The following is a 20,477-nucleotide window of genomic DNA, read 5'->3' on the forward strand; positions in this document are numbered from 1 at the left end:
ATACGGCAGGGCCGCCCCGCTCCAGTCCGGCTGGAGGGCCCGTCAGGAGAACCGGCGGAGCATCCGGTGAGGAGGCAGCGTCACACCGGGTCCGCGCGGGGAGTCCGCGCGGGCGGCCCGGGGGCGTGCGTACGCGCCGCGTGCTCCCGCTGTACCCGCACGTGGGTCTTCTCGCACGCGCCTGGCCTCCGCCGCTTCCGCCGTACGGGGGGCATAGCGATGGTGCCGCGTAGTGCTCCTCGCCCCAGGCAATAGGTAATTCCGTGTGTCGAGCCGCGTGGAGGGTGAGCATGAGCAGCCTGTGGTGGTCTCTCCGGCTACGGCGCGAAGCCGCCAGTGTGCCGCTCGCGCGGCGCCTGCTGCTGAGTTCCATGGAGGCGGCGGGCGTCGATCCCGACATCGCCTACGACATGTCCCTCGCCCTGTCGGAGGCGTGTGCGAATGCCGTCGAGCACGGCACCGATACCAGAGGCAGGGCCGGTGCGTATCGAGTATCGGCCTACCTGGAGGGCAATCGCTGCCGCATCGAGGTGGCCGACACCGGGCCGGGCTTCCCCACCGAATCCGAACCGATGACCGGTGCGGGCGAGGCGGAGAGCGGGCGCGGACTGTTCCTGATCGAGTCCCTCGCCGATCACGTCCGTTTCCGCAACCGGCCGGGCAGCCGTGGCGCCGTCGTCAGCTTCGACAAGGTCCTCGCCCGCCCCGAGGGCTCACTCCTGACCGCGTCCTGACCGCCTCCTGACCGCGCCCTGAGCCCGAAGCCCGCGGTCTGGATCACTCCCGGACGAACACGTCGGCCTCCCCCGCCTCCCCGAGCGCCGGCAGCAGTCCCACGTCCCGGTACCGCAGCAGCAGCATGGCCGCGTCGTCGTTCAGCGGCGAGCGCACATGCTCCTGGATGTCCTGCCGTACGGCCTCCAGCGCCCCTTCGGGGTCGGGGTCCTTGAGCAGGTGGGCGCGCTGGTCGAGGGGGTAGAACTGGTTGTCGGCGTCCCGGGCCTCGGTGACGCCGTCGGTGTAGAAGAGCAGCTGGTCGCCGGGCGCGAAGGGCACCTGGTGCGGCTTGGGCGGCTCGATCCCGTGCAGCCCCAGGCCGAGCGGCAGACAGCGCTGCGGCGGCTCGGCGAAGTGCACGCTGCCGTCGTGGCGTACCGCCAGCGGCGCCGGATGGCCGAAGTTGAGGAGCGTGGCGGTCTCCGTACGCCCCCCGCTGCCCCCGGGTGAGCCCTCCAGAAGACGCCCCGCCATCAAGGACCCCTCCTCGCGGGCGACCTCCACATCCGCGCCCACAACCTCCGCGCCCACAACCTCCGCGCCCACAACGCCCGCGCCCACAACCTCCCCGCGTACGCCCCCTTCACGTACGCCCACCGCACCGGCTGCGCGCCCCTCCTCGCGCACCTCTACCAGCACCGCCGTCACGAACTTCTCGCCCAGCAGGTGCCGGGACAGCGCGCGCTCCAGCCGCTCCCCGACCGCCAGCAGATCGGGCTCGTCGTAGGCGGCCTCGCGGAAGGCGCCGAGCACGACCGCCGCCGTCTCCACCGCCTCCAGCCCCTTGCCCTGGACATCACCGACGATGAGCCGTACGCCGTATGGCGAGGTGACGACCTCGTACAGATCCCCGCCGATCCTGGCCTCCGCGACCGCCGAGGTGTACGAGACGGCGACCCGCAGCCGCCCGGCACCCCTGGGCACCGGGCGCAGCAGCACCCGCTGGGCCGCCTCGGCGATGGAGCGGACGTTGGCCAGCTCCGCCTCGCGTTTTTGCCGCATTGCGGTGGCCAGCAGCGCGGCGACGGAGACGCCCGCGACGGAGATCAGCGTCGCGTTGCCGCGCCGCTCGCCGAGTTGGTCGTTGTAGAAGCTGAGCGCGATGGACAGCGCCATCGCGAGCGCGCCGACCAGCGCGGTGCGCCGCTTGCCGCCGGTGAGCCCTGCGAAGGCCGGGCCGAGCGCCATCATCGGCAGCAGCCCGATCCCGGGCCCGCCGGTGAGGTCGACGGCGCCGACGACGCCCATGGCGAGGAAGGGAAACGCGGACAGCAGTCCGGCCCGCAACCGGGAGACCAATGCGTGCTCTCTTCCTCTTGAGCGGCCGGGGCTCGGCGCCCGGCCGAGGCGCGGCGCGACGCGCCCCGTCAGCGTGCCCAGCTCATGCGCGTGCGGCCGGTCACGCCTTCAGCTCGGCCATCCACGTCTCGACGTCGGCGCTCGTGCGCGGCAGCGCCGCCGACAGGTTCCGGTTGCCGTTCGCGGTGACCAGGATGTCGTCCTCGATGCGCACGCCGATGCCTCGGTACTCCTCGGGCACCGTCTCGTCGTCCGCCTGGAAATACAGCCCCGGCTCGACGGTCAGGCACATGCCCGGCTCCAGCGTGCCGTCGGCGTAGGTCTCGCGCCGGGCGACCGCACAGTCGTGCACGTCCATGCCGAGCATGTGACCGGTGCCGTGCAGCGTCCAGCGGCGCTGGAGGCCCAGCTCCAGCACCCGCTCCACGGGACCCTCGACCAGACCCCACTCGACGAGCTTGGTGGCCAGCACGCGCTGCGCGGCGCGGTGGAAGTCGAGGTACTTCCCACCCGGCTTGACGGCGGCGATGCCCGCCTCCTGGGCCTCGTACACCGCGTCGTAGATCTTGCGCTGGAGTTCGGTGAAGCGGCCGTTGACCGGAAGGGTGCGGGTCACATCGGCGGTGTAGAGGGTGTGGGTCTCCACACCGGCGTCGAGCAACAGCAGCTCTCCGGAGCGCACCGGGCCGTCGTTGCGCATCCAGTGCAGCGTGGTGGAGTGCGGTCCGGCGGCGCAGATGGAGCCGTAGCCGATGTCGTTGCCCTCCACCCGCGCGCGCAGGAAGAAGGTGCCCTCGATGTAGCGCTCCGAGGTGGCCTCGGCCTTGTCGAGGGAGCGGACGACGTCCTCGAAGCCGCGCACGGTCGAATCGACCGCCTTCTGCAACTCATCGATTTCAAACTCGTCCTTGACCAGCCGCAGCTCGGAGAGGAAGCCCGTCAGCTCCTCGTCGCGCTCGGCCGTGGTCTTGTCCGCCAGCGCCGCCTCGATCCCGGCGTCGTGTCCGCGCACGACCCGCACCGGGCCGCTCGCCTTGCGCAGCACGTCGGAGGCGGTACGGACGTCGGCGCAGGGCAGGCCGTAGAGCTTCTCGCTCTCGGTGAGGCTGTGCCGCCGCCCGGTCCACAGCTCGCCCTGGCCGTCGAGCCAGAACTCGCCGTTCTCGCGGTTGGAGCGCGGCAGGAGGTAGAGCGTCGCGGAGTGCCCGCCGGGACCGGCCGGCTCCAGGACGAGCACGCCGTCCTCCGTCTGGTTGCCGGTGAGGTACGCGTACTCCACGGACGACCTGAAGGGGTATTCCGTGTCGTTGGAACGGGTCTTGAGGTTCCCCGCGGGAATGACGAGGCGCTCGCCCGGGAAGCGCGCCGAGAGCTTCGCGCGGCGTGCGGCTGCCTCGCCGGCCTGCGCGATCGGCTCCAGCCCTTGCAGCTCGGTGTCCGCCCAGCCCGTCTTCATGTTCTCGGCGAGCTCGTCGGAGACCCCCGCGTACAGGCCGTTCTTCCGCTGCTTGATCGGCTGCTCCTCAGCGGCGTCTGTCACGTGTGCCTCCTCTTTGACGGATAAAACCACCTTCCATCGTATGGGCGGCACGCGGCTGGTCCAGAGCTGTGCGGGTGTGACGTTCAGTTTCACGGCGCGCGGGACGGCGCGCCGTGCGGAACGGGCGAACCGGAGCGTCCCGGGAACGGGCTGGGCGCGATCCAAGAGCGGGTCGCGGCGGCCCAGGAGCAGGCCCGCGTGAGCCCGTTCTCAGAAGCGGGCCGCCAGCAGGACGACGTCCTCGGGGTGATCACTCTGCTCGGCAAGCCGGCCCGGCAGCACCGTGCGCAGCACATGTTCGACGAGCACGTCCGGATCCTGGTGCGCGGCGCGGGGCGCGCTCGCCGCCGCCGACCGCAGCCGGGCGAAGGCCCGGTCCATGGAGTCTCCGGTGCGGTGCAGCAACCCGTCCGTGTAGCACAGCAGGGTCTCGCCCTCGCGCAGGACGACCTCGGCGCTGGGCGCCTCCCAGCAGGCCAGCATGCCCAACGGCGCCGAGACGGCCGTCTCCACCGGCTCGATCCGGTGCGGCCCGACGATCAACGGCGGACAGTGCCCCGCCCCGGCGAGGAGCACCTTGCGGCTGGCGGGCTCCACGTAGGCGAACAGCGCGGTCGCCGAGCACGAGGGTTCCGTCAGCCGCAGCAGCAGTTCGAGATCCGAGAGCACCGCGACGGGATCCTCGCCCTCCATCACCGCGTAGGCCCGCAGCGAGGCCCGCAGCCGCCCCATGGCCGCGACGGCGGCGGGCCCGCCACCGGTGACGCCGCCGACGGAGAGCCCGAGCGCGCGTTCGGGCAGCGGCAGCGCGTCGTACCAGTCGCCGCCCCCGCCCGGACCCGTACGGTGGCGCGCCGCGAGCGTGACGCCGGGCACCCGGGGCAGGGCGCTGGGCAGCAGCTCTTCTTGCAGCGTGGCCATGGCGGCACGGTTACGGGCCAGCTCGCCCAGCCGGGCCGAGTGCTCGGCGGCGTACCGCAGATAGCTGCCGACCAGTTCCCGCTGTCGTGCCGTGGGTTCGCCCGGCTCGTCATAGAGCCAGACGGCGGCCCCCAGCCGGGTCCCGCCGTCGGTGATGAGGGGTACGGCGTAGGTGGCGGCGTAACCGAGCCGCGCGGCCACCTCGCGATGACGGGGGGAGAGTTCCTGGTCGGCGGCGATGTCCGGGCAGGCGATGCCGCACCGGGCGGCCGAAGCGGAGGGCGGTGCCCCGGTGCACCGTGCCCCGGCATCCGGTGCCGCGGTGTCCCCAGGAGCATCCGGTGACGTGGTGTCCTGCGACGCGGCGTCGGCGCGCGGCGGCGCGGACCCTGCCCCATCCGCCCCGCTCTCGCGGTCGAGGACGCGGGCGTAGGCGGCGGACACGCGGGGCACCGTCTCGATCTGGCTCAGGTCCGCGTGTTCGAGGCCGAGGCCGATGGTGCGCTCGGGCAAGGTGTCGGCGCCGCCGAAGGCACCGGAGGCACCAGAGGCACTCGCGCCCCGGGCGCCGGGGACCGCGGGGGCGCCGCGCGGGTCGGTGCCGGGTTCGAGAGCGACCAGCCCGCGGCGTGCGCCGAGCAGGGTGGCGCCCGCGCGCAGCGTTTCGTGGAGCGCGGAGTCGAGCGAATCGGTGCGCGCGAGCCGCGTGGTCAGGTCGTGGAGCGAGGAGAGGTCGCAGATCCGGTCATGGTCGGTGACCTGATCCGGGTCGCGGAACCGCTCGGAATCGGTCGTCCGGTCCGCCGGAGAACCCCCGGCAGGGGAGGGGGCAGTCTGCGAGGGTGGGGAAAGCACCGGTTGGATTCCAGCCACTTTCGGCAGGCGCGGGGAGGTCATGGGCGGCGGCTTACGCTGCATTTGAACGGTTCCAACAGCATCGCAAACCCCCATGTCATGCTGCTCCGCTATCAATGCCACTACATGTACACACACTGTTGACGGGATGTCCAGCACTGGTCTTGCGGTGCCGAGGGTTTCCGTGAGAGGGCTCCGATGCACGGGGGCAAGCAGGGGCGTACGGAGATTGGCGCAAAACCGCTCACGTGACATGCATACTGCTGTCGACTGAGGCCATTCGGCAGCGCGTTGGCACAGCTGCTGCGGGTACGGAACCCTGTGGGGAGACATGGCGTCCTAGGTAGCAGCGGGCCCGCCCCAGCCTCCTCTTGGCGGGATTGCACCAGGCAGCACAGGCGCGGTACGAGCGGATTACGAGCAGTTCTCGGCAAGTAACGAGCAAGTACGAGCAGCACCGGCACAGGTGGCAGTCCACAGCGTGAACGCCATGCGCGCGCCACCCCACGCCACGTTTCACGCTCGGCCCGCGGCATGATGCGCTGTTCGGCACGCAAGGTCACGAACGATCCACGCGGTGTTTATGGGCTAGATCTCGGACGAGACGGTCAGTTGGCGTTTACGGAAAGGAACGAGCGCTCATGCGCGAGATCCTCGGAAGGCGACGCTCCCTCTGGGTCTGGGGGCAGCTCTCGGGCCGAAGGCTCTGGGCGCGGCCCCGACGGCGTTCCCACAGGTCACCGATGCGAAGCATGGCGCTTACCGCTGCCACCGAGTGGCAGTGGCCCGTCGTGCCAGGCGCGGCTCTTGCTCCCTCCCCCACCCGCCGCCAGTCCAAACAGATGCTCGCCGAGGGGGAACAGGCGTCCTGCTCGTGCCTGGACCCGGAGTGCGTGGTGCCGGGGGCACATCCCTTCGACCCGGTGCTGCTGGCGGCCACCACGGACGCGGCGATGGTGCGCTGGTGGTGGACCAACAGACCGGAGGCGCCAGTCATCCTGGCCACCGGTGGCACCGCGCCCTGCGCCCTGAGCCTGCCCGCGGTCGCCGGAGCGCGCGCCCTGGCCAAGTTCGAGCGCACCGGGGTGCGGCTGGGCCCCGTCATCGCCACGCCCACCCGCTTCTCGGTGCTGGTGGAGCCGTACGCGATCGAGGAGCTGGGCGAACTGCTGTACGCGCAGGACCGGGTGCCCAGTTCGCTGCGCTTCCACGGGGACGGCGGATATGTGGCGCTGCCCGCCTCCCGCACCGGGGCCGGAAGGGTCCGCTGGGAGCGGCAGCCGGAGCGCGGGACGAAGGAGCAGCCCTGGCTGCCCCGTATGGAGAATTTGCTCGATGTGCTGATCGAGGAGAGCGCCGCCACCCCCGACTCGGGGAGCAGGCTGGCCTACTGACGCGCGTCGGCCCGCCGGCTCGTCGGCGGTGGGCGTCACGCGCTGTGCAGGGTGTGCCGCTGGCGCGCGAGAGGTGCCGAGATGCGGGGGGCGTACGCCCCCCGCATCTTCACTCGTACGGGTACGAGCTGGCCGCAGTTGTACGGGAAACGGGCGGCCGGACGGCGGTGTGCGCCCCTTCCCCCGATATGTTCACCCCACCGGCATGGCGTCTCCGCCCGCCCGCGCCTCTCTTCGCTCCCTCTCCCCCTCCATTCCTCCAGTCCCAGGTGGGTCCCTCATGCACCAGCCGCAACCGCGCGCGTCCCGGCTCCGCGTGGTCACGCTCGCCAGTACGGTCGCGCTCGCCGTCGCGCTGCCGCTCGCCGCAGCTGTCGCGGGTGAGGACGCACGCCTGGCGTCCGAGGCATCCGAGGCCGCCCGTACCGGGCTCGGCGGCGGTGAGCGCGGTGAGCGCCCGTCAGACCCCCAGCGCGACACGGAGCGAGGCTCCGGGCACGCCGGGGGGACCGAACGCGGCCCCTCGTCGGACGGGCACCCGGAGAACGGCGGGCATACGGAGAACGGGGCCGCCAGGGACGAGGGCAAGTCGCCCTCCGGGCTTGACGTTCCGGAGCCGGCCGGCCGGGCCGACGGCCGGGGCTCCCGGCCTGCCTCCTCCTGCGGTCCGGAAATCGCCTCACCCGAAGGTGTGGAGGCCCAGACCTGCGTCTTGACCGAGGATGAGGACACTTGGGCGAGGACGTACTACAGGAACGCGACCAACGGACAGCTGCCGGCCGTTCTCACTCTGATGCGCCCCGACGGCCGGACCGTCCAGGTGCACTGCACGATGCCCGCGGCCGACGAGCCGGGGATCTGTGAGACGCCACGGCACTCGGGCGGCGGAGCTGACGACACGGCGGAGAAGGGTCCGTATTCCGCGGTCGCGGAGGTCGCCTCGGCGGACGGGGAGCGGCGCCTGCTGCGCTCCGGAAGCAACTCCCCCAAGCAGCCGGGGAGTTAGGCGCGGGCGTCCCGTGACGTCAGGGCCGGTCCGCACCGGACTCGGGCCCGGCCGGAGGCCGCGCTGGGTCCGGACAGAGAAAAACCCGGTCGCTGGCGACGGGGGATGCACCAGCGACCGGGCACCTAGAACGGTAACAAGAGATCGGCCGTTCGCAAATTCGATCGCCCATATCCAGACGCCGATTCACCTGTGAGTATGGGAAGTTGAGCCCCCAGTGTGACGCGAGTCACGGTCACATTTTCTCCGCACATCCGTTTCGGAATCCGCCGACAACCCTTAGCTGAGCGTCACCTGACGGTTGGTGAGCCCGCTGCGCGCCCTGCGCTCCTCCGCCGTCAACGGTGTGGTGGCCGCCAGCGCCTCGGCGAGGCGTTCGGCGAAGGCTGCGGCGGGCTTCTCGCAGTCCTCCGAGGTCATCCCGGACGGAAGGTCCCACACCGGTACGGTCAGGCCGTGCGCACGGAAGGAGCCCACCAGCCGGGACCCCTCGGTGGCGGACGCTCCGGAAATTTCACCCAGCGTGGAGGCGCCCTGTGCGTGCAGTCGGGCGAGCGCGTCCAGCAGCCGCTCCTCCGGGTGGGTCATCACCCAGCGCAGATGGTTCTTTTCCGGCGCCTCACACCAATACGCACCTTCCACCCCGGAGAGCCGGGCTGTCGGGATGGCGGCCGAATTGGCACTCTCCAAGGACGCGGCGACCTCGCCCCCGGGCTGGTCGTCCCCCTCGATCCAGAACTCGAACCCGCTGTGTACCACGGGCTCGAACGGAGCCTCCAGGTCCAGCAGATCCTGCAACCGCGGCCCCTGCGGGTCGGTCCGGCCGGCGTCGACGGGTGTGCCGGGCTCGGCGGTCAGCGCGCGGCCCAGTGTGTCCGCCAGGTCGCGGCTGATGTCGCCGGAGGCGGTGTCGTTCTGGAGGCCGAGCAGGACCTCGCCGCTCTCACGGCGCAGGGCGGGCCACGCCATCGGCAGCACCGTCGCGAGCGTCACGGCGGGAACGCCCTCGGGCAGCCCCTCCTTGAGCGTCAGCCGCGCTGTTCCGGCGGGGACCAGCTCGCGCAGGGCGACCCAGTCGCTCTCGTTGGGCAGCCCTTCGAAGGGGCGGCGCACCAGTTCGGTCGCTGCGTGCGCTGCTTCCCTGCCATGGCACGCCTTGTAGCGGCGGCCCGAACCGCAGGGGCACGGCTGGCGAGCGCCGACGACCGGATAGTTTCCCGCGCTTCCCGCGCTTCTCGCGGGGGTTGACTGGGGGCGGCGCTTCTTAGCCATACGAGCGGTTCTCCAGGTGTGCGGCGGTGTCCGGAAGCGGCGATCCTAGTCCTTGAAAGGGACGCGCCGCCTCTCACGCTCCGCTCGGGATGCGAGGGGGCGCGGGAGACGGCGCGTGCACCGTTCCGTACCTGAGTGCCTTGTTTGTCGCGTGCCTGTGTTGTGTGCTTTTGCCGGGTGTTGTTGTCGGGTGTGCCTTCGTCGGGTGCCCGGACCGGATGCCGTGCCGGAGTGGGCCTGAGCGGGTCGAGCAGGTCAGCCCAGCTCTTCGAGGGATGCCAGGCCGAGATCCAGGCTCGCGGCGACCCTGCCGCTGAAGGAGCCGCTCGGCGGCAGAACCGCCCAGACCGTCACTCCCTCTGTCCCGCTCCCGCCCCTGTGGCCTTCCCGTTCCGTGCTGACGCCCCAGTCACGGGCCAGCGCCGTGATGATGGCGAGCCCTCTGCCGCCGCGTGCGGTGACCGAGGGGGTGGCCGGAAGTGGCCGTGTCGGACCACCGCCGTCCGTGACGGAGATGGTCAGCTCCCCTCGCGCGTCCCTGTGCCAGGCGGCTTCGACGACGCCGGCGCTGTTGGCCGTGTGCGCCGCGTCCGCGGTGTCCGTGGCGCTCGCGCTGTCCGCGCTGTCGCTGTTGCCGTTCGTTACGTTCGCTCTGTTCGTACCGTTCGATCTGGTGAATCCCGCGCTCAATGGGCGTGCGTGTCGGCACGCGTTGCTGAGCAGTTCGGAAAGGATCAGAATCGCATCGTCGATGACCGCGTCCGGCGCGCCGCCGGCGAGGAGTTCCTCGCGCATCCGACGCCTTGCGATCCCCACGGCCGACGGGCCATGGGGCACGGCCATGGTCGACGAAGTAGGCACCTCTTGTGCCACCACCAACGCCACCCCCGAGACCTCCTTTGCCCCACGCCATCGGATGAATGCCCCACGCGAGTGCATAGGAAACCGGCCACTTCCGTTCTCTTGACGCACTCGCGAGTCTGCACTACGCAGCGAATGCGCCGGTGTACTCCCGGTAAGTACTTCACGAATGAGGTGAATTGGGGTGATGTACGGGGCGGGTGAGTTCAGTCCAGCCCCAGTTGGGAGCGGACCTGGTGGGGGCGATTGGTGATGATCGCGTCGACCCCCAGGCGGACGCACAGCTCCACGTCCTCCGGTTCGTCCACCGTCCATACGTGCACCTCGTTGCCCGCGCGGTGGGCGCGGGCAACGTAGCCGGGATGCGACCGCAGGATGCGGATGCTCGGTCCCGCGATGCGTACGCCGTGCGGCAGCCGGCCGTCCCGGTGGCGGGGCAGCAGCAACTGCATCAGGTAGACCGTCGGCAGGTGCGGTGCCGCCGTCCGCACCCGCTGGAGGGAGCGGGCGGAGAAGCTCATGACGCGCACAGGCGTGCTGAGCCGGTGGCGTGCGAGCAGCTCCAGGAGGCGTTCTTCCACGTGGCCCGCCCAGCGCGTGGGGTGTTTGGTCTCGATGGCCAGCTCGACGGGGCGCGGCGCCTCGGCCACGAGCCGCAGCAGCCGGTCGAGCGTGAGAACGGAGGTGTGCTCGGCGGGGTCTGCGGCGCGGGCCGCCGCTCCGTTGCCGTTGACCGTTCCCGTGCCGGTATCCGGTCGTGCGGTGACGTGTGTGCCGGAGGAAGGGCCGGCGTCGGTGTCCGTGTCGGTATCCGGTGACTCGTACGGATCGGCGTGCCTGCCCTTCCAGGAGCCGAAGTCGAGAGCGGCGAGGTCGGCCAGCTCCAGCGTGGAGACGGCGCCGCGTCCGTTGGAGGTCCGGTTGACCCTCCGGTCGTGCACACAGACGAGATGGCCGTCAGCGGTGAGCCGTACGTCGCACTCCAGGCCGTCGGCGCCCTCTTCGATGGCCCGGCGGTAGGCGGCGAGGGTGTGCTCCGGGGCCTCCATCGAGGCTCCGCGGTGGGCGATGACGGACAAGGGGCGGGCGAGACGGCGGCGCGACCCGGCGTCGATCTCATAGCTCACCGGGTTATCGTGCCACCGGGGCGGCGGACACGTTGTGCAGGGCTTTGCGCACGGACTTGTGTGCGACTTCGTACGGGGCTCCGCGTGGGGCCTGGGTGGGCCCGGTGGACTCCGGGTGCGGTGTGCACACCCCTTCGCACGGCGGTTCCGACGTCGAGGGGCGGTGCGACCCGGCCGCGCCTACGCTGGGTCCCGTGATCACGGAGGGCGCAGGAGCGGAACGCGTAAGTGAGAGCTGAGTGGACGTCCTGTCGGTTTGGCCGTTTTAGTCGGATATAAAAACTGCGCAGCGGAGGCTGTGTGTCGGCTTACGCCCGTCTGACACCTGATGGGAAAAGCTGTCTGCGGATACCCGAATATGTGAACACCCCATCCCTGCGATGTCGTGTACCTGATGAGGAGTGAGCTGTGAGCACCGAGAACGAGGGCGCTGCCGTGACGCCTGCGGCGGGGCCGAACCCCACGCCCCCGGCGCCGGCGGACGCCCCGTCGACCGGCGCCCCGACGAGCCGTGAGGGCAGCGACTTCTCGCCGGCCTCACCCGACTCCCCCGCTTCTGCCGCCTCTTCTCCTTCTTCCGGCGCAGCGGCCCCCACCGCCTCGTCCAGCTCCCCCGTCGCCGACCGTACGCAGGATGGCCCAGCCGTCCAGGACGATGTAGTACCCCAGAGGGGCGGCAGGGAGGACACCGTCATCATGCAGCCGCAGCAAGAAGCACCGTCAGGTGGCCGGACGAATGCCTCGGCGGAGGGCGGCCCAGGCTTCACGGAACCGGGAGCCGGGGCCGGTGCGGGGGCCGGCGTGGCCCCTTCGGCCCCTCCAGCCCCGGCGGGGCCGCTGACCGCGATGAACAAGTCGGAGTCGGGCGGCGCGGGCCAAGGTGACAAAGGTCAAGGCGGTGCGGGTCAGGGCGGCGGCTGGGGTTACGGCGATCCGGGTACGCCGACGCCGCCACCGCCACCCCCGTACGGCGCGGGTGGCGGCGGCCAAGGCGGTCCGGTGGGCCCTGGCGGCCCCGGTGGCGTTCCGCCGCACGACCCCTGGGCGATGCCCCCGGCGGGCGGTCCCGGCCCGGACCAGGGCAAGAAGCGCCGGGGCGTCCTGATCGCGGGCGTCGTCGTCGCGGCGCTCGTCGCGGGCGGCGTGGGCGGCGGGCTCGGCTTCTGGGCGGCGGACCGCGGCTCGAACGGCGACACCACCACCATCACCTCGTCCTCGGACCCCAAGACGCTGAACCGCTCACCCAAGTCGGTCGCGGGGATAGCCGCGAAGGCGCTGCCGAGCGTGGTGACGATCCAGTCGTCCGGCGGCGGCGAAGAGGGCACCGGAACCGGCTTCGTCTTCGACAAGGAAGGCCACATCCTCACCAACAACCACGTGGTGGCCAACGGGGCGCGCGGCGGCAAGCTCACGGCGACGTTCTCCGACGGCAAGAAGTACGACGCGCAGGTCGTCGGCGAGGCGCAGGGCTACGACGTCGCCGTCATCAAGCTCAAGGGCGCGGGCGACCGCAAGCTGACCCCGCTCTCGCTGGCCAACTCCAGCGGTGCGGCGGTCGGTGACGCGACGATCGCGATCGGCGCGCCGTTCGGCCTTTCGGGCACGGTCACCACGGGCATCATCAGTGCCAAGAACCGCCCGGTGGCCTCCAGCGACGGCCAGGGCGCCAACCCCTCGTACATGAGCGCGCTCCAGACCGACGCGTCGATCAACCCTGGCAACTCGGGCGGCCCGCTGCTCAACTCGCAGGGCGCCGTGATCGGCATCAACTCCGCGATCCAGCCGGCAGGCGGCGGCGGAGGCGGCGGCATGGGCGGCCAGGGCCAGTCCGGAAGCGTCGGCCTCGGCTTCGCGATCCCCGTCAACCAGGCCAAGCGGGTGGCCGGCCAGCTGATCAAGACGGGCGAGCCCGTCTACCCCGTCATCGGCGCGACGGTGGAGCTGGGCGGCGGCGGCAACGGCGCCACCATCTCCCAGAACGGCGAAGGCGGCAGCGAGGCGGTCCCCTCCGGCAGCCCCGCCGAGAAGGCGGGCCTGAAGTCCGGAGACCGCATCACCAAGCTCAACGACACGGTCATCGACAGCGGCCCCACCCTCATCGGCACCATCTGGACTCACAAGCCGGGCGAAAAGGTCAAATTGACCTACGAGCGCGACGGCCAGGAGCACACCGCCGAGCTGACCCTCGGCTCCCGCAAGGGCGACAAGTAACCACACGCTAGGCTGGTCCCCGCGTCGTCCACCCGACGACGCGGGGAGGTGTGCCCGAGCGGCCGAAGGGAACGGTCTTGAAAACCGTCGTGGCAGCGATGTCACCGTGGGTTCAAATCCCACCGCCTCCGCGCTGAGAGCAGCGAGAACGGCCCCTGACCAGTGAGCTTGGTCGGGGGCCGTTCTCTTGCGCAAGCGCCATAGGTCCCCGGTCTTTCCCGTGGTTTCCCGGTGGAATCGGGCACGAGAGGCCCCAGCGCTTGTCTGCAAATCAGGCGCATCGGTCAACGATCGGATGACCGGCGGCGGCTTCGCTGATCAACTTTGGTCAACGCACAGGAGACCTATGCCTGAGTCGTGGACTGTAACGCGCACCTACCTTCGAGAAGTACCGGTAGCGCCTGCGCAAGACGGCGCCCCGTTCCGACTCAGGAACCTCACACCCCAAGGAACGATCGTGGAAGTTGAGAGCTCTTCCTCCCCCGGGAAGCCACCGCTGTTGCGTCGGCTGGCACCGGCCCTGGCGCTTCTTGTCCTGTCTCCTGTATGTGCCGAATACCTCATCGGCTACGACCAGATCATCGGCCACCCATGGGAGTTGATATCCGGGCTGCTGCTGCTCGCCCCGCTCTACGGAACGGTTGCGGTGATCATCAGGGAGGTCACGCGCCGCACCGGCCGGGGCTGGCCGACCATCCTCCTGCTGAGCATGGCGTTCGGAGTCGTCGAGGCCGGGTTGATCGACCAGAGTCTGTTCAACCCGCACTCCTTCAGTGACGCTTCCTGGGCTGAAGGGCGCCTCCCCACCCTCATACCCGCCCTCGGCATCAGCGTCCACAATGTGCTGGGATTCGTCGGCGGCCACGTGATCTGGAGTTTCGCCGCCCCGATCGTCGTGATCGAGTCCTGCGTTCCCCAACTGGCCGACCGGCCATGGCTGCGCCGCGGTGGCATGACGGCGATGGTCGCGCTGTACGCACTGGCAGTCGTGATCTTCTTTCACGAGCACACCAAGAAGTTCATGGCGAGCCCGGCACAGCTCGGCATCGCGGCCACTGTCGCCCTCACCCTCGCCGTGACCGCGTTCGTCCTGCCGCGCCGCCGTGCGACCGTGCCCGGCCGGGTGCCGCCGCCGTGGCTGGCCGGTGGTGGCGCGGTGGTCCTGTTGGCCACCCATCAACTGGTGCCGCCCAGCTGGTCGGGCACCGCTGTGGACGGGGCAGTACTCGTTCTGGGCGGCGGCCTGCTGTTGTACTGGTCGAGGCGCGAGCGCTGGGGCCGACTCCACGCGCTCATGGTCGGTGGCGCGGCCCTCGTGGTCAACGCGGGGCTTTCCTTCGCGGTCGAGCCCCTGGGCGCACCCACCTCCCACGTGGCCAAGTACGGTGCCAACGTCGTTCTGATGCTCGCCGTCGTCGCTCTGCTGGCCTGGGCCTTCAGGCGAGTTCACCACCACGTTCGGCAAGCGGGACCGACAACCGACGCACTCCGGCACCATGCCGCAACCGCGCCATAGGGGTGCCGTAGTCCGCGCTCCGAGCCGGTACTGCGCAGGTGCTTGCCGTCGGCATGCAGCGGCACTACTCCGGCACTGGGGGCCACCCCGAGAATGGTCCGATCGGTGTGTTCCTCACCTACGCGACCGGGCCCCGTACACACGCTGATCGACCGGGGGCCGTTCGGATGGGCGACGGCGGTCGCCGCCTACGGCTTCAGCAAGGGCTGGCGGTCCGAACTGGAGAAGGACGACGTCTTCCACGCCATGGCCACCAACCGGCACGAGACCGTCGTCTCCTACTACATCGCCTGTTCTCCGGAACTCGACCCTGTTCAGGTCCCGGAGAACAGGTTGACGGTGTATCGGGTGTCCCCCCGGTCCCCCCCAGCTCACGCTTGGCACGGGGCAAGCTGCACCTGCATGACTTCCGGGTACGTACGCGGACCGGTCAACGACCGGTGTCCGGGTCTTCAATCGTTTGAAGCAGCGGCGCGGCATCGCAACCCGATACGACACGACAGCCGAGTCCTGCACGGCAGCCGTCACACTCGCTTCGCTGCCGATGTGGGCGTGACATCTCAATCCCACCGCATCCGCGCATGTGGAGAACGTGCACGTCAGAAGGGGTACCCGGGTTCCCGGGTGCCCCTTCTGCGTGGTCGCGTGTGCCGGCCTGCCCCCACCTGATCCCCGCTTTGATCAGCCTGTGTGGCCAACCTGTGGCCAAGCGAATTGGCTGCGTGGCCAAGCGAATTGGCTGCGTTCGCCACCCACCACCCGTCACCCGCCACCCGCCACCCGGCCTTAAACCCCTACCCCAATCCCGCTGAATCGGTCTCAGGCACGGTCTCAGGCGCTGTCGATCGTGGTGAGAAAGTCATGGAAGGCCTGGTGCGTGCGTGGGGCATCGCCGGTTGCGTCCAGGTCCATGAGGAGGCCACGGATGACGGCGAGCACGACGGTGGCCAGCTCGGGTCGCCCGAGGCTGCGCATGCCGGCCTCCAGGGGCGCGAGCCAGTCGGTGGTCGCGGTTCGCCGAAAGCCGGGCCAGAGGGGCTCTCCTGCGGTGTCGTGCAGCCGACTGAACATACGGAGGTAGGGCTCGCCCTCTGGCCCGGAGATCGCTGACCAGGCGCGGGCCAGGGTCATCGGGTAGGGCTCGTCAGGGCGCAGGCATATCAGGTCGGTGAAGGCCTGAAGCTGGCGCTGCCGGGCCTGTCCGAGGATCTCGCGGAGCAGTCCGTCACGGGTTCCGAAGTGGTAGATCAGCATCCGGCTCGAGGTGCCCGCGGCGGTAGCCAGCGGCTCGAGCCGGTCGGGGAGCCCGTGCTCGAGCGAGTAGTCGGTGCACGCGACGAGAAGCCGCTGCCTGATCTGAGGTTGCCGCTGCCTGCCCATCGCCGTCACTTTTTCACGTAATTACTGGTACGTCTAATATCGCTCCACAGCGAAGGAAAGAAGACGAAGGGGTCATGATGAGGGTCGTTTTCGTGCACGGGGCATGCGTCAAGGACGGATCGTGGTGGTGGCACCGAACTGGTGAGCTGCTGGCCGAGCGGGGTGTCGCCAGCGAGGCGCCGACCCTGCCGAGCTGCGGCGAGACGGGGGAGCCGACAGGCGCGGGAGGCCCCGGGCTGGCCGAGGATGTCGCCGCGGTCCGGCGAGTATTGACCGCGAACGACGAGCCGGCCGTCGTGGTCGCCCACAGCTACGGCGGGATCGTCACCGCGGAGGCGGCTGCGGGCGTCGACGCCGTGCACCACCTGCTGCTCGTGTCGAGCTACCTGCCCGAGGTCGGGCAGAGCCTCTCCTCGTTCGGCGGCGAGGGGCCCGCCCCGTTTCTCGACATCGATCCCGAGGCCGGCACCTTCGCCGTCCGGCCCGACGCTCTGGCCGAGACGTTCCTCCAGGACTGCGATCCGGAGATCCAGCGACAGGCCGCGGACAAGACGGCCCCGCAGAGCCTGGCGGTCCTCGAGCAGCCGGTGAAGGCAGCGGCGTGGCGGCACGTGCCCTCGACGTACCTCGTCTGCGCCCAGGACAGAGGCACCCCCGCCCGGTTGCAACGCGAGTACGCAGGCAGGGCGGGCAGCGTCGTGGAACTCGACGCCGGCCACCACCCGTTCCTCTCCCAGCCAGCCGCTGTACGCGAATTGATCCTCGGGCTGTGACGGCGACCTGCCGTGTGCCGGTGGACCGTTGAGCGCTCCCGCTCCGGGCGTACGCGGCTGGTGGCCTTCGGACTGTGACCCGCGTGGCCGCAGGTCGACTTTCGGGCGCCGGGCCGCCCTCGCTTCGGAACTGGCTGAATGGAGCCGTGAACTTTTCGGCCAGGGGCCGCATCACACCTTGAGACGGGCTGGTGCGGCTCGTGGCCCGTGAGAGAAGGGCAGGATGACGGCCGGCCGGCGAGGAGCAGCGATGAGGGCAGGTGAGAGCAGTGGGTGAGTCATGGAACGAGGATGCGAAGCAGAAGTGGCGGGTCCGTCGCGGCGGCGGGGCCGTGGACAAGGGCGGCCAGCAGCCTGGTGAAGGGCGTCGACCCAGTGTTCGAGCAGCCGATGTGGTGGCCGTCCTCGCACTCGTCGTCAGCGTCGTGCTGGGAGGCGGCACGTGGCGCACATACCTCGCGGAGAGCGCGGCGGGAGAGGACGGGGAGGAAGGCGAATGCCAGGGGCGGGCCCTGGTGAAGCCCAAGGAGGTCATCAAGCCGATGGCGGTGGCGGCCAACACCCCTCTGCACTGTTCCGGAACGCGGCGGCCGGCGGGTGTGCGCAGGCGGGCGACGCCCCTTCGGGAGAGGGCCGCGTGCCAGTGAACCGGCTCTCCCGCGGTGCGGAACTCCCGTACGGCTGTTCACGGCCCATGGGATCTTCTCTTCGGCTGCATGACCTGGCCCGGAACCGTTCGGTCACTGCATGGCCCGGAACCGTTCAGGCTCTCAATAAACCGGTCATGGCCTCTATGAAGGGGATCGCGGTGCGTCGGAAGTGCTCCGAGGTGGCCGTCGGCGCCGGGCCCGTGACCGGGCGGCGGGCGGGTCGCTACGCCCGTGAAACGGACTTCGCTTCCTGAGTCCCCACCAAGAATTCCGCCCCCTCGGGAATATTCAGCCCCCGAGTGTTCCGCCCAGGGGGGAGCGGTGATCGGCTGACCGCCGCCTTCATAAGAGGCGGCGGTCAGTCGTATGTAGCGGCCGTTTCGTCTCGGCCCGGACCAGCGGGAAAACCGGACAGGAGACGTCTGGTTTCTTGAGGAGGGTGGTGGGAGCGAGCGAGGCCGGATGTGAGGAGGAGCAGGTGCCGGGGGAGATTGTGGTCCGCGGTGGGCGGGAGAACAACCTGCGGGGCGTGACGCTGCGGATACCGCTGGGGCGGGTGACAGTGGTGACGGGGGTCTCGGGGTCGGGCAAGTCGTCGCTGGTGTTCGACACGGTGGCCGTGGAGTCGCAGCGGCAGCTGAATGAGGTGTTCCCCTCGTTCGTACGGAACCGGCTGCCGCGCTACGAACGGCCGAAGTTCGAGTTCATGGAGAACCTGACCCCGGCGATCATCGTCGACCAGAAGCCCGTGGGCGGCGGCTCGCGTTCGACGGTGGGGACGATGACCGAGGTCAATCCGGTGCTGCGGGTGCTGTTCTCGCGGTGCGGGGAGCCCAGTGCCGGGCTCTCGAATCGGTACTCGTTCAACGATCCGCAGGGAATGTGCCCGGCCTGCGACGGGCTCGGGCGGACGGTGCGGCTGGATTTGGGCAAGCTGCTGGATGAGTCGAAGTCGTTGAACGAGGGGGCCATCCGGCATCCGGCGTTCGCGGTGGGGACGAACTACTGGAAGCGGTATGCGCAGATCCGACGGTACAGGGGCACGGGAGGACCGGGCCTGGCGCAAGAGCCGACCGTTTTCGACCCGGACAAGCCGCTTCGTGATTACTCGGAGAGCGAGCGTGAATTGCTGCTGTACGGCGGCGGGTTCCGGACGCAGCGGCCACATGGCGGCACCCTCGGGAACGTCGCGCTGAACGACTACGAGGGGGTGGTGCCGCGCTTCACCCGCCGCTTCATCAAGCCCGGCCTGGAGTCGCTGAGCATCCGGGAGCGCAAGAGCGCGGAGGAGGTCGTCACCGAGGTCGGCTGCCCGGAGTGCGGAGGGGCGCGGCTGAACGAGCGCGCGCTGGCGTCCCGTATCGACGGCTACAGCATCGCGGACATGTGTGCGATGGAGATCCGCGAACTGGCCCGTGTGCTCGGGGAGTCGGATGTGGCACTGGACCCGGTGGGCGGCCCGGCGGTCGAGGCGGCGCTGGCGGCGCTGGGGCGTATCGACGCGGTGGGGCTCGGCTACCTGACACTGGAGCGGCCCACCAAGACGCTCTCGGGCGGTGAGGGCCAGCGGCTGAAGACCGTGCGCCACCTGGGCAGCAGCCTCACGGGCATGACGTACATCTTCGACGAGCCCAGCGTCGGACTGCACGCGCGCGACGTGGACCGGCTGAACGGTCTGCTGCTCGCACTTCGCGACAAGGGCAACACCGTGCTGATCGTCGAGCACGACCGAGATGTGATCGGAATCGCCGACCATGTGGTCGACATGGGCCCTGGAGCAGGCACAAACGGTGGTGAGATCGTCTTCGAGGGAACCGTCGAGAAACTGGTGGAGAGCGGAACGGCCACCGCCCGGCACTTCCGGGAGCGCACGGGGCTGAAGCCGGGGGCGCAGCGCAGGCGGCCGACGGGCGTGCTGACCGTGCGGGACGCGTCGTTCCACAATCTCAAGAACGTGAGCGTGGACATCCCGACCGGGGTGTTCACCGCCGTCACCGGCGTCGCGGGGTCCGGCAAGAGCACGCTGGTCGCCGGGGCATTTGTGGCCCGCCATCCGGAGGCCATCGTCCTCGACCAGTCGGCCACCGGGATCTCGTCCCGCTCGACGCCCGCGACGTACACCGACATCTGGGACCTGGTGCGCCGGATGTACGCGCGTCACCACGGGGCGGACGCCGGGCTGTTCAGCTTCAACTCCAAGGGCGCGTGCCCGGATTGCCAGGGGCGCGGGAGCGTCACGATGGACATGGCGTTCCTGGACCCGGTGACCACCGTGTGCGAGACGTGCGAGGGGCGGCGATTCAGCGAGGAGGTTCTCGCGTACCGGATGAACGGCAAAAACGTCGTCGACCTGCTCGCCATGACCGTCGAGGAGGCCCTGGCGCACTTCACCGATCCCGCGATCCTGCGCCGGCTCTCCCCGCTGCGGGAGGTCGGCCTCGGCTACCTCACGCTCGGCAGGCCGCTGTCGCTGCTGTCGGGAGGCGAGCGGCAGCGGATCAAGCTCGCGCACAGGCTGCACGAGACTGGCAGCGTCTACGTGTTCGACGAGCCCACCACGGGGCTGCACATGGCCGACGTGGAGACCCTGCTGGCGCTGCTGGACCGGCTGGTGGACGCGGGCAACACGGTCGTCGTGGTCGAGCACGACCTGGACGTCGTCAAGCATGCCGACCATGTGATCGACATCGGACCGGAGGCCGGGGCGCACGGCGGCGAGGTGGTGTTCGCCGGGACGCCGGAGGAGATGGTGCGCACGTCCCACACGCACACGGCCGACTATCTGCGGCGGTCGCTGCCGTAAACAGCGTGCTGCCCCTGAACAGTGCGCTGCCCGGAACGTTGCGCTGCCCCTGAACAGTGCGCTGCCCGGAACGTTGCGCTGCCCCTGAACAG

General features: G+C 70.2%; 15 protein-coding genes, 1 tRNA gene and 1 pseudogene. 10 read left to right on the forward strand and 7 right to left on the reverse strand.

The features are described 5' to 3' along the window. The first annotated feature begins 290 nt into the window (after window positions 1-290). The gene (locus OHB04_RS21445) at window positions 291-734 is read left to right on the forward strand and encodes an ATP-binding protein (protein ID WP_326689329.1); all 444 of its coding nucleotides are present in this window, start codon (window positions 291-293) and stop codon (window positions 732-734) included. A gap of 43 nt (window positions 735-777) precedes the next feature. Here OHB04_RS21445 and OHB04_RS21450 read toward each other — a convergent pair whose 3' ends face one another. The 3 genes from OHB04_RS21450 to OHB04_RS21460 form a co-directional block, all read right to left on the reverse strand. Next, window positions 778-2,076 carry a PP2C family protein-serine/threonine phosphatase gene (locus tag OHB04_RS21450; RefSeq protein WP_326808053.1) on the reverse strand — a complete coding sequence of 433 codons (1,299 nt, stop codon included), beginning with the start codon at window positions 2,074-2,076 and terminating at the stop codon, window positions 778-780. Between the two features lie 100 nt (window positions 2,077-2,176). After that, entirely contained in the window at window positions 2,177-3,616 is a 1,440-nt protein-coding gene (locus OHB04_RS21455; protein ID WP_326689331.1) for an aminopeptidase P family protein, read from the reverse strand. 210 nt (window positions 3,617-3,826) lie between these two features. Beyond that, entirely contained in the window at window positions 3,827-5,392 is a 1,566-nt protein-coding gene (locus OHB04_RS21460; RefSeq protein ID WP_442814909.1) for a PP2C family protein-serine/threonine phosphatase, read from the reverse strand. A gap of 641 nt (window positions 5,393-6,033) precedes the next feature. On the opposite strand from OHB04_RS21460, the gene OHB04_RS21465 reads away from it, so the two are divergent. Together OHB04_RS21465 and OHB04_RS21470 are read left to right on the forward strand one after the other, a co-directional pair. Continuing rightward, window positions 6,034-6,786: a bifunctional DNA primase/polymerase gene (locus OHB04_RS21465; RefSeq protein ID WP_326689333.1), complete on the forward strand. Its 753-nt coding sequence runs from the start codon at window positions 6,034-6,036 to the stop codon at window positions 6,784-6,786. A gap of 280 nt (window positions 6,787-7,066) precedes the next feature. Beyond that, window positions 7,067-7,792, forward strand: coding sequence for a hypothetical protein (locus OHB04_RS21470; protein WP_326689334.1), 726 nt, complete (start codon window positions 7,067-7,069; stop codon window positions 7,790-7,792). 279 nt (window positions 7,793-8,071) lie between these two features. Here the strand turns inward: OHB04_RS21470 and OHB04_RS21475 are convergent, their stop codons facing one another. The 3 genes from OHB04_RS21475 to OHB04_RS21485 all read right to left on the reverse strand — a co-directional run bounded on the left by OHB04_RS21475 (window position 8,072) and on the right by OHB04_RS21485 (window position 11,052). Continuing rightward, window positions 8,072-9,064, reverse strand: coding sequence for a DUF5926 family protein (locus OHB04_RS21475; protein ID WP_326689335.1), 993 nt, complete (start codon window positions 9,062-9,064; stop codon window positions 8,072-8,074). A gap of 255 nt (window positions 9,065-9,319) precedes the next feature. Beyond that, on the reverse strand, window positions 9,320-10,036 hold the full coding sequence (locus OHB04_RS21480) for an ATP-binding protein (protein ID WP_405804456.1): 717 nt from the start codon (window positions 10,034-10,036) through the stop codon (window positions 9,320-9,322). 95 nt (window positions 10,037-10,131) lie between these two features. Further along, window positions 10,132-11,052: a glycerophosphodiester phosphodiesterase gene (locus tag OHB04_RS21485; protein WP_326689337.1), complete on the reverse strand. Its 921-nt coding sequence runs from the start codon at window positions 11,050-11,052 to the stop codon at window positions 10,132-10,134. Window positions 11,053-11,748: 696 nt separating this feature from the next. Between OHB04_RS21485 and OHB04_RS21490 the strand changes: the two genes are divergently transcribed. The 4 genes and pseudogenes from OHB04_RS21490 to OHB04_RS21505 form a co-directional block, all read left to right on the forward strand. Next, window positions 11,749-13,263 carry a S1C family serine protease gene (locus tag OHB04_RS21490; RefSeq protein WP_442815102.1) on the forward strand — a complete coding sequence of 505 codons (1,515 nt, stop codon included), beginning with the start codon at window positions 11,749-11,751 and terminating at the stop codon, window positions 13,261-13,263. A gap of 44 nt (window positions 13,264-13,307) precedes the next feature. Then, window positions 13,308-13,394 (forward strand) — tRNA-Ser (locus tag OHB04_RS21495). Between the two features lie 326 nt (window positions 13,395-13,720). After that, window positions 13,721-14,779, forward strand: coding sequence for a hypothetical protein (locus OHB04_RS21500; RefSeq protein ID WP_326689339.1), 1,059 nt, complete (start codon window positions 13,721-13,723; stop codon window positions 14,777-14,779). 38 nt (window positions 14,780-14,817) lie between these two features. Beyond that, a pseudogene (locus OHB04_RS21505) lies at window positions 14,818-15,088 on the forward strand (IS701 family transposase); the annotation flags it as partial. A gap of 522 nt (window positions 15,089-15,610) precedes the next feature. Here OHB04_RS21505 and OHB04_RS21510 read toward each other — a convergent pair. After that, a complete protein-coding gene (locus tag OHB04_RS21510; protein ID WP_326689340.1) occupies window positions 15,611-16,159 on the reverse strand; it encodes a TetR/AcrR family transcriptional regulator in 549 nt (182 codons plus the stop codon). A gap of 77 nt (window positions 16,160-16,236) precedes the next feature. Here OHB04_RS21510 and OHB04_RS21515 point away from each other — a divergent pair, with 77 nt between their 5' ends. The 3 genes from OHB04_RS21515 (at window position 16,237) to OHB04_RS21525 (ending at window position 20,385) form a co-directional block, all read left to right on the forward strand. Beyond that, the gene (locus tag OHB04_RS21515; RefSeq protein WP_326809487.1) at window positions 16,237-16,932 is read left to right on the forward strand and encodes an alpha/beta fold hydrolase; all 696 of its coding nucleotides are present in this window, start codon (window positions 16,237-16,239) and stop codon (window positions 16,930-16,932) included. Window positions 16,933-17,201: 269 nt separating this feature from the next. Continuing rightward, window positions 17,202-17,579 carry a hypothetical protein gene (locus OHB04_RS21520; RefSeq protein ID WP_326689341.1) on the forward strand — a complete coding sequence of 126 codons (378 nt, stop codon included), beginning with the start codon at window positions 17,202-17,204 and terminating at the stop codon, window positions 17,577-17,579. 445 nt (window positions 17,580-18,024) lie between these two features. Next, entirely contained in the window at window positions 18,025-20,385 is a 2,361-nt protein-coding gene (locus tag OHB04_RS21525) for an excinuclease ABC subunit UvrA (RefSeq protein WP_442814910.1), read from the forward strand. Window positions 20,386-20,477: the final 92 nt, after the last annotated feature.

The sequence above is a fragment of the Streptomyces sp. NBC_01775 genome (genome assembly GCF_035917675.1).
Classification (GTDB): Bacteria; Actinomycetota; Actinomycetes; order Streptomycetales; family Streptomycetaceae; genus Streptomyces.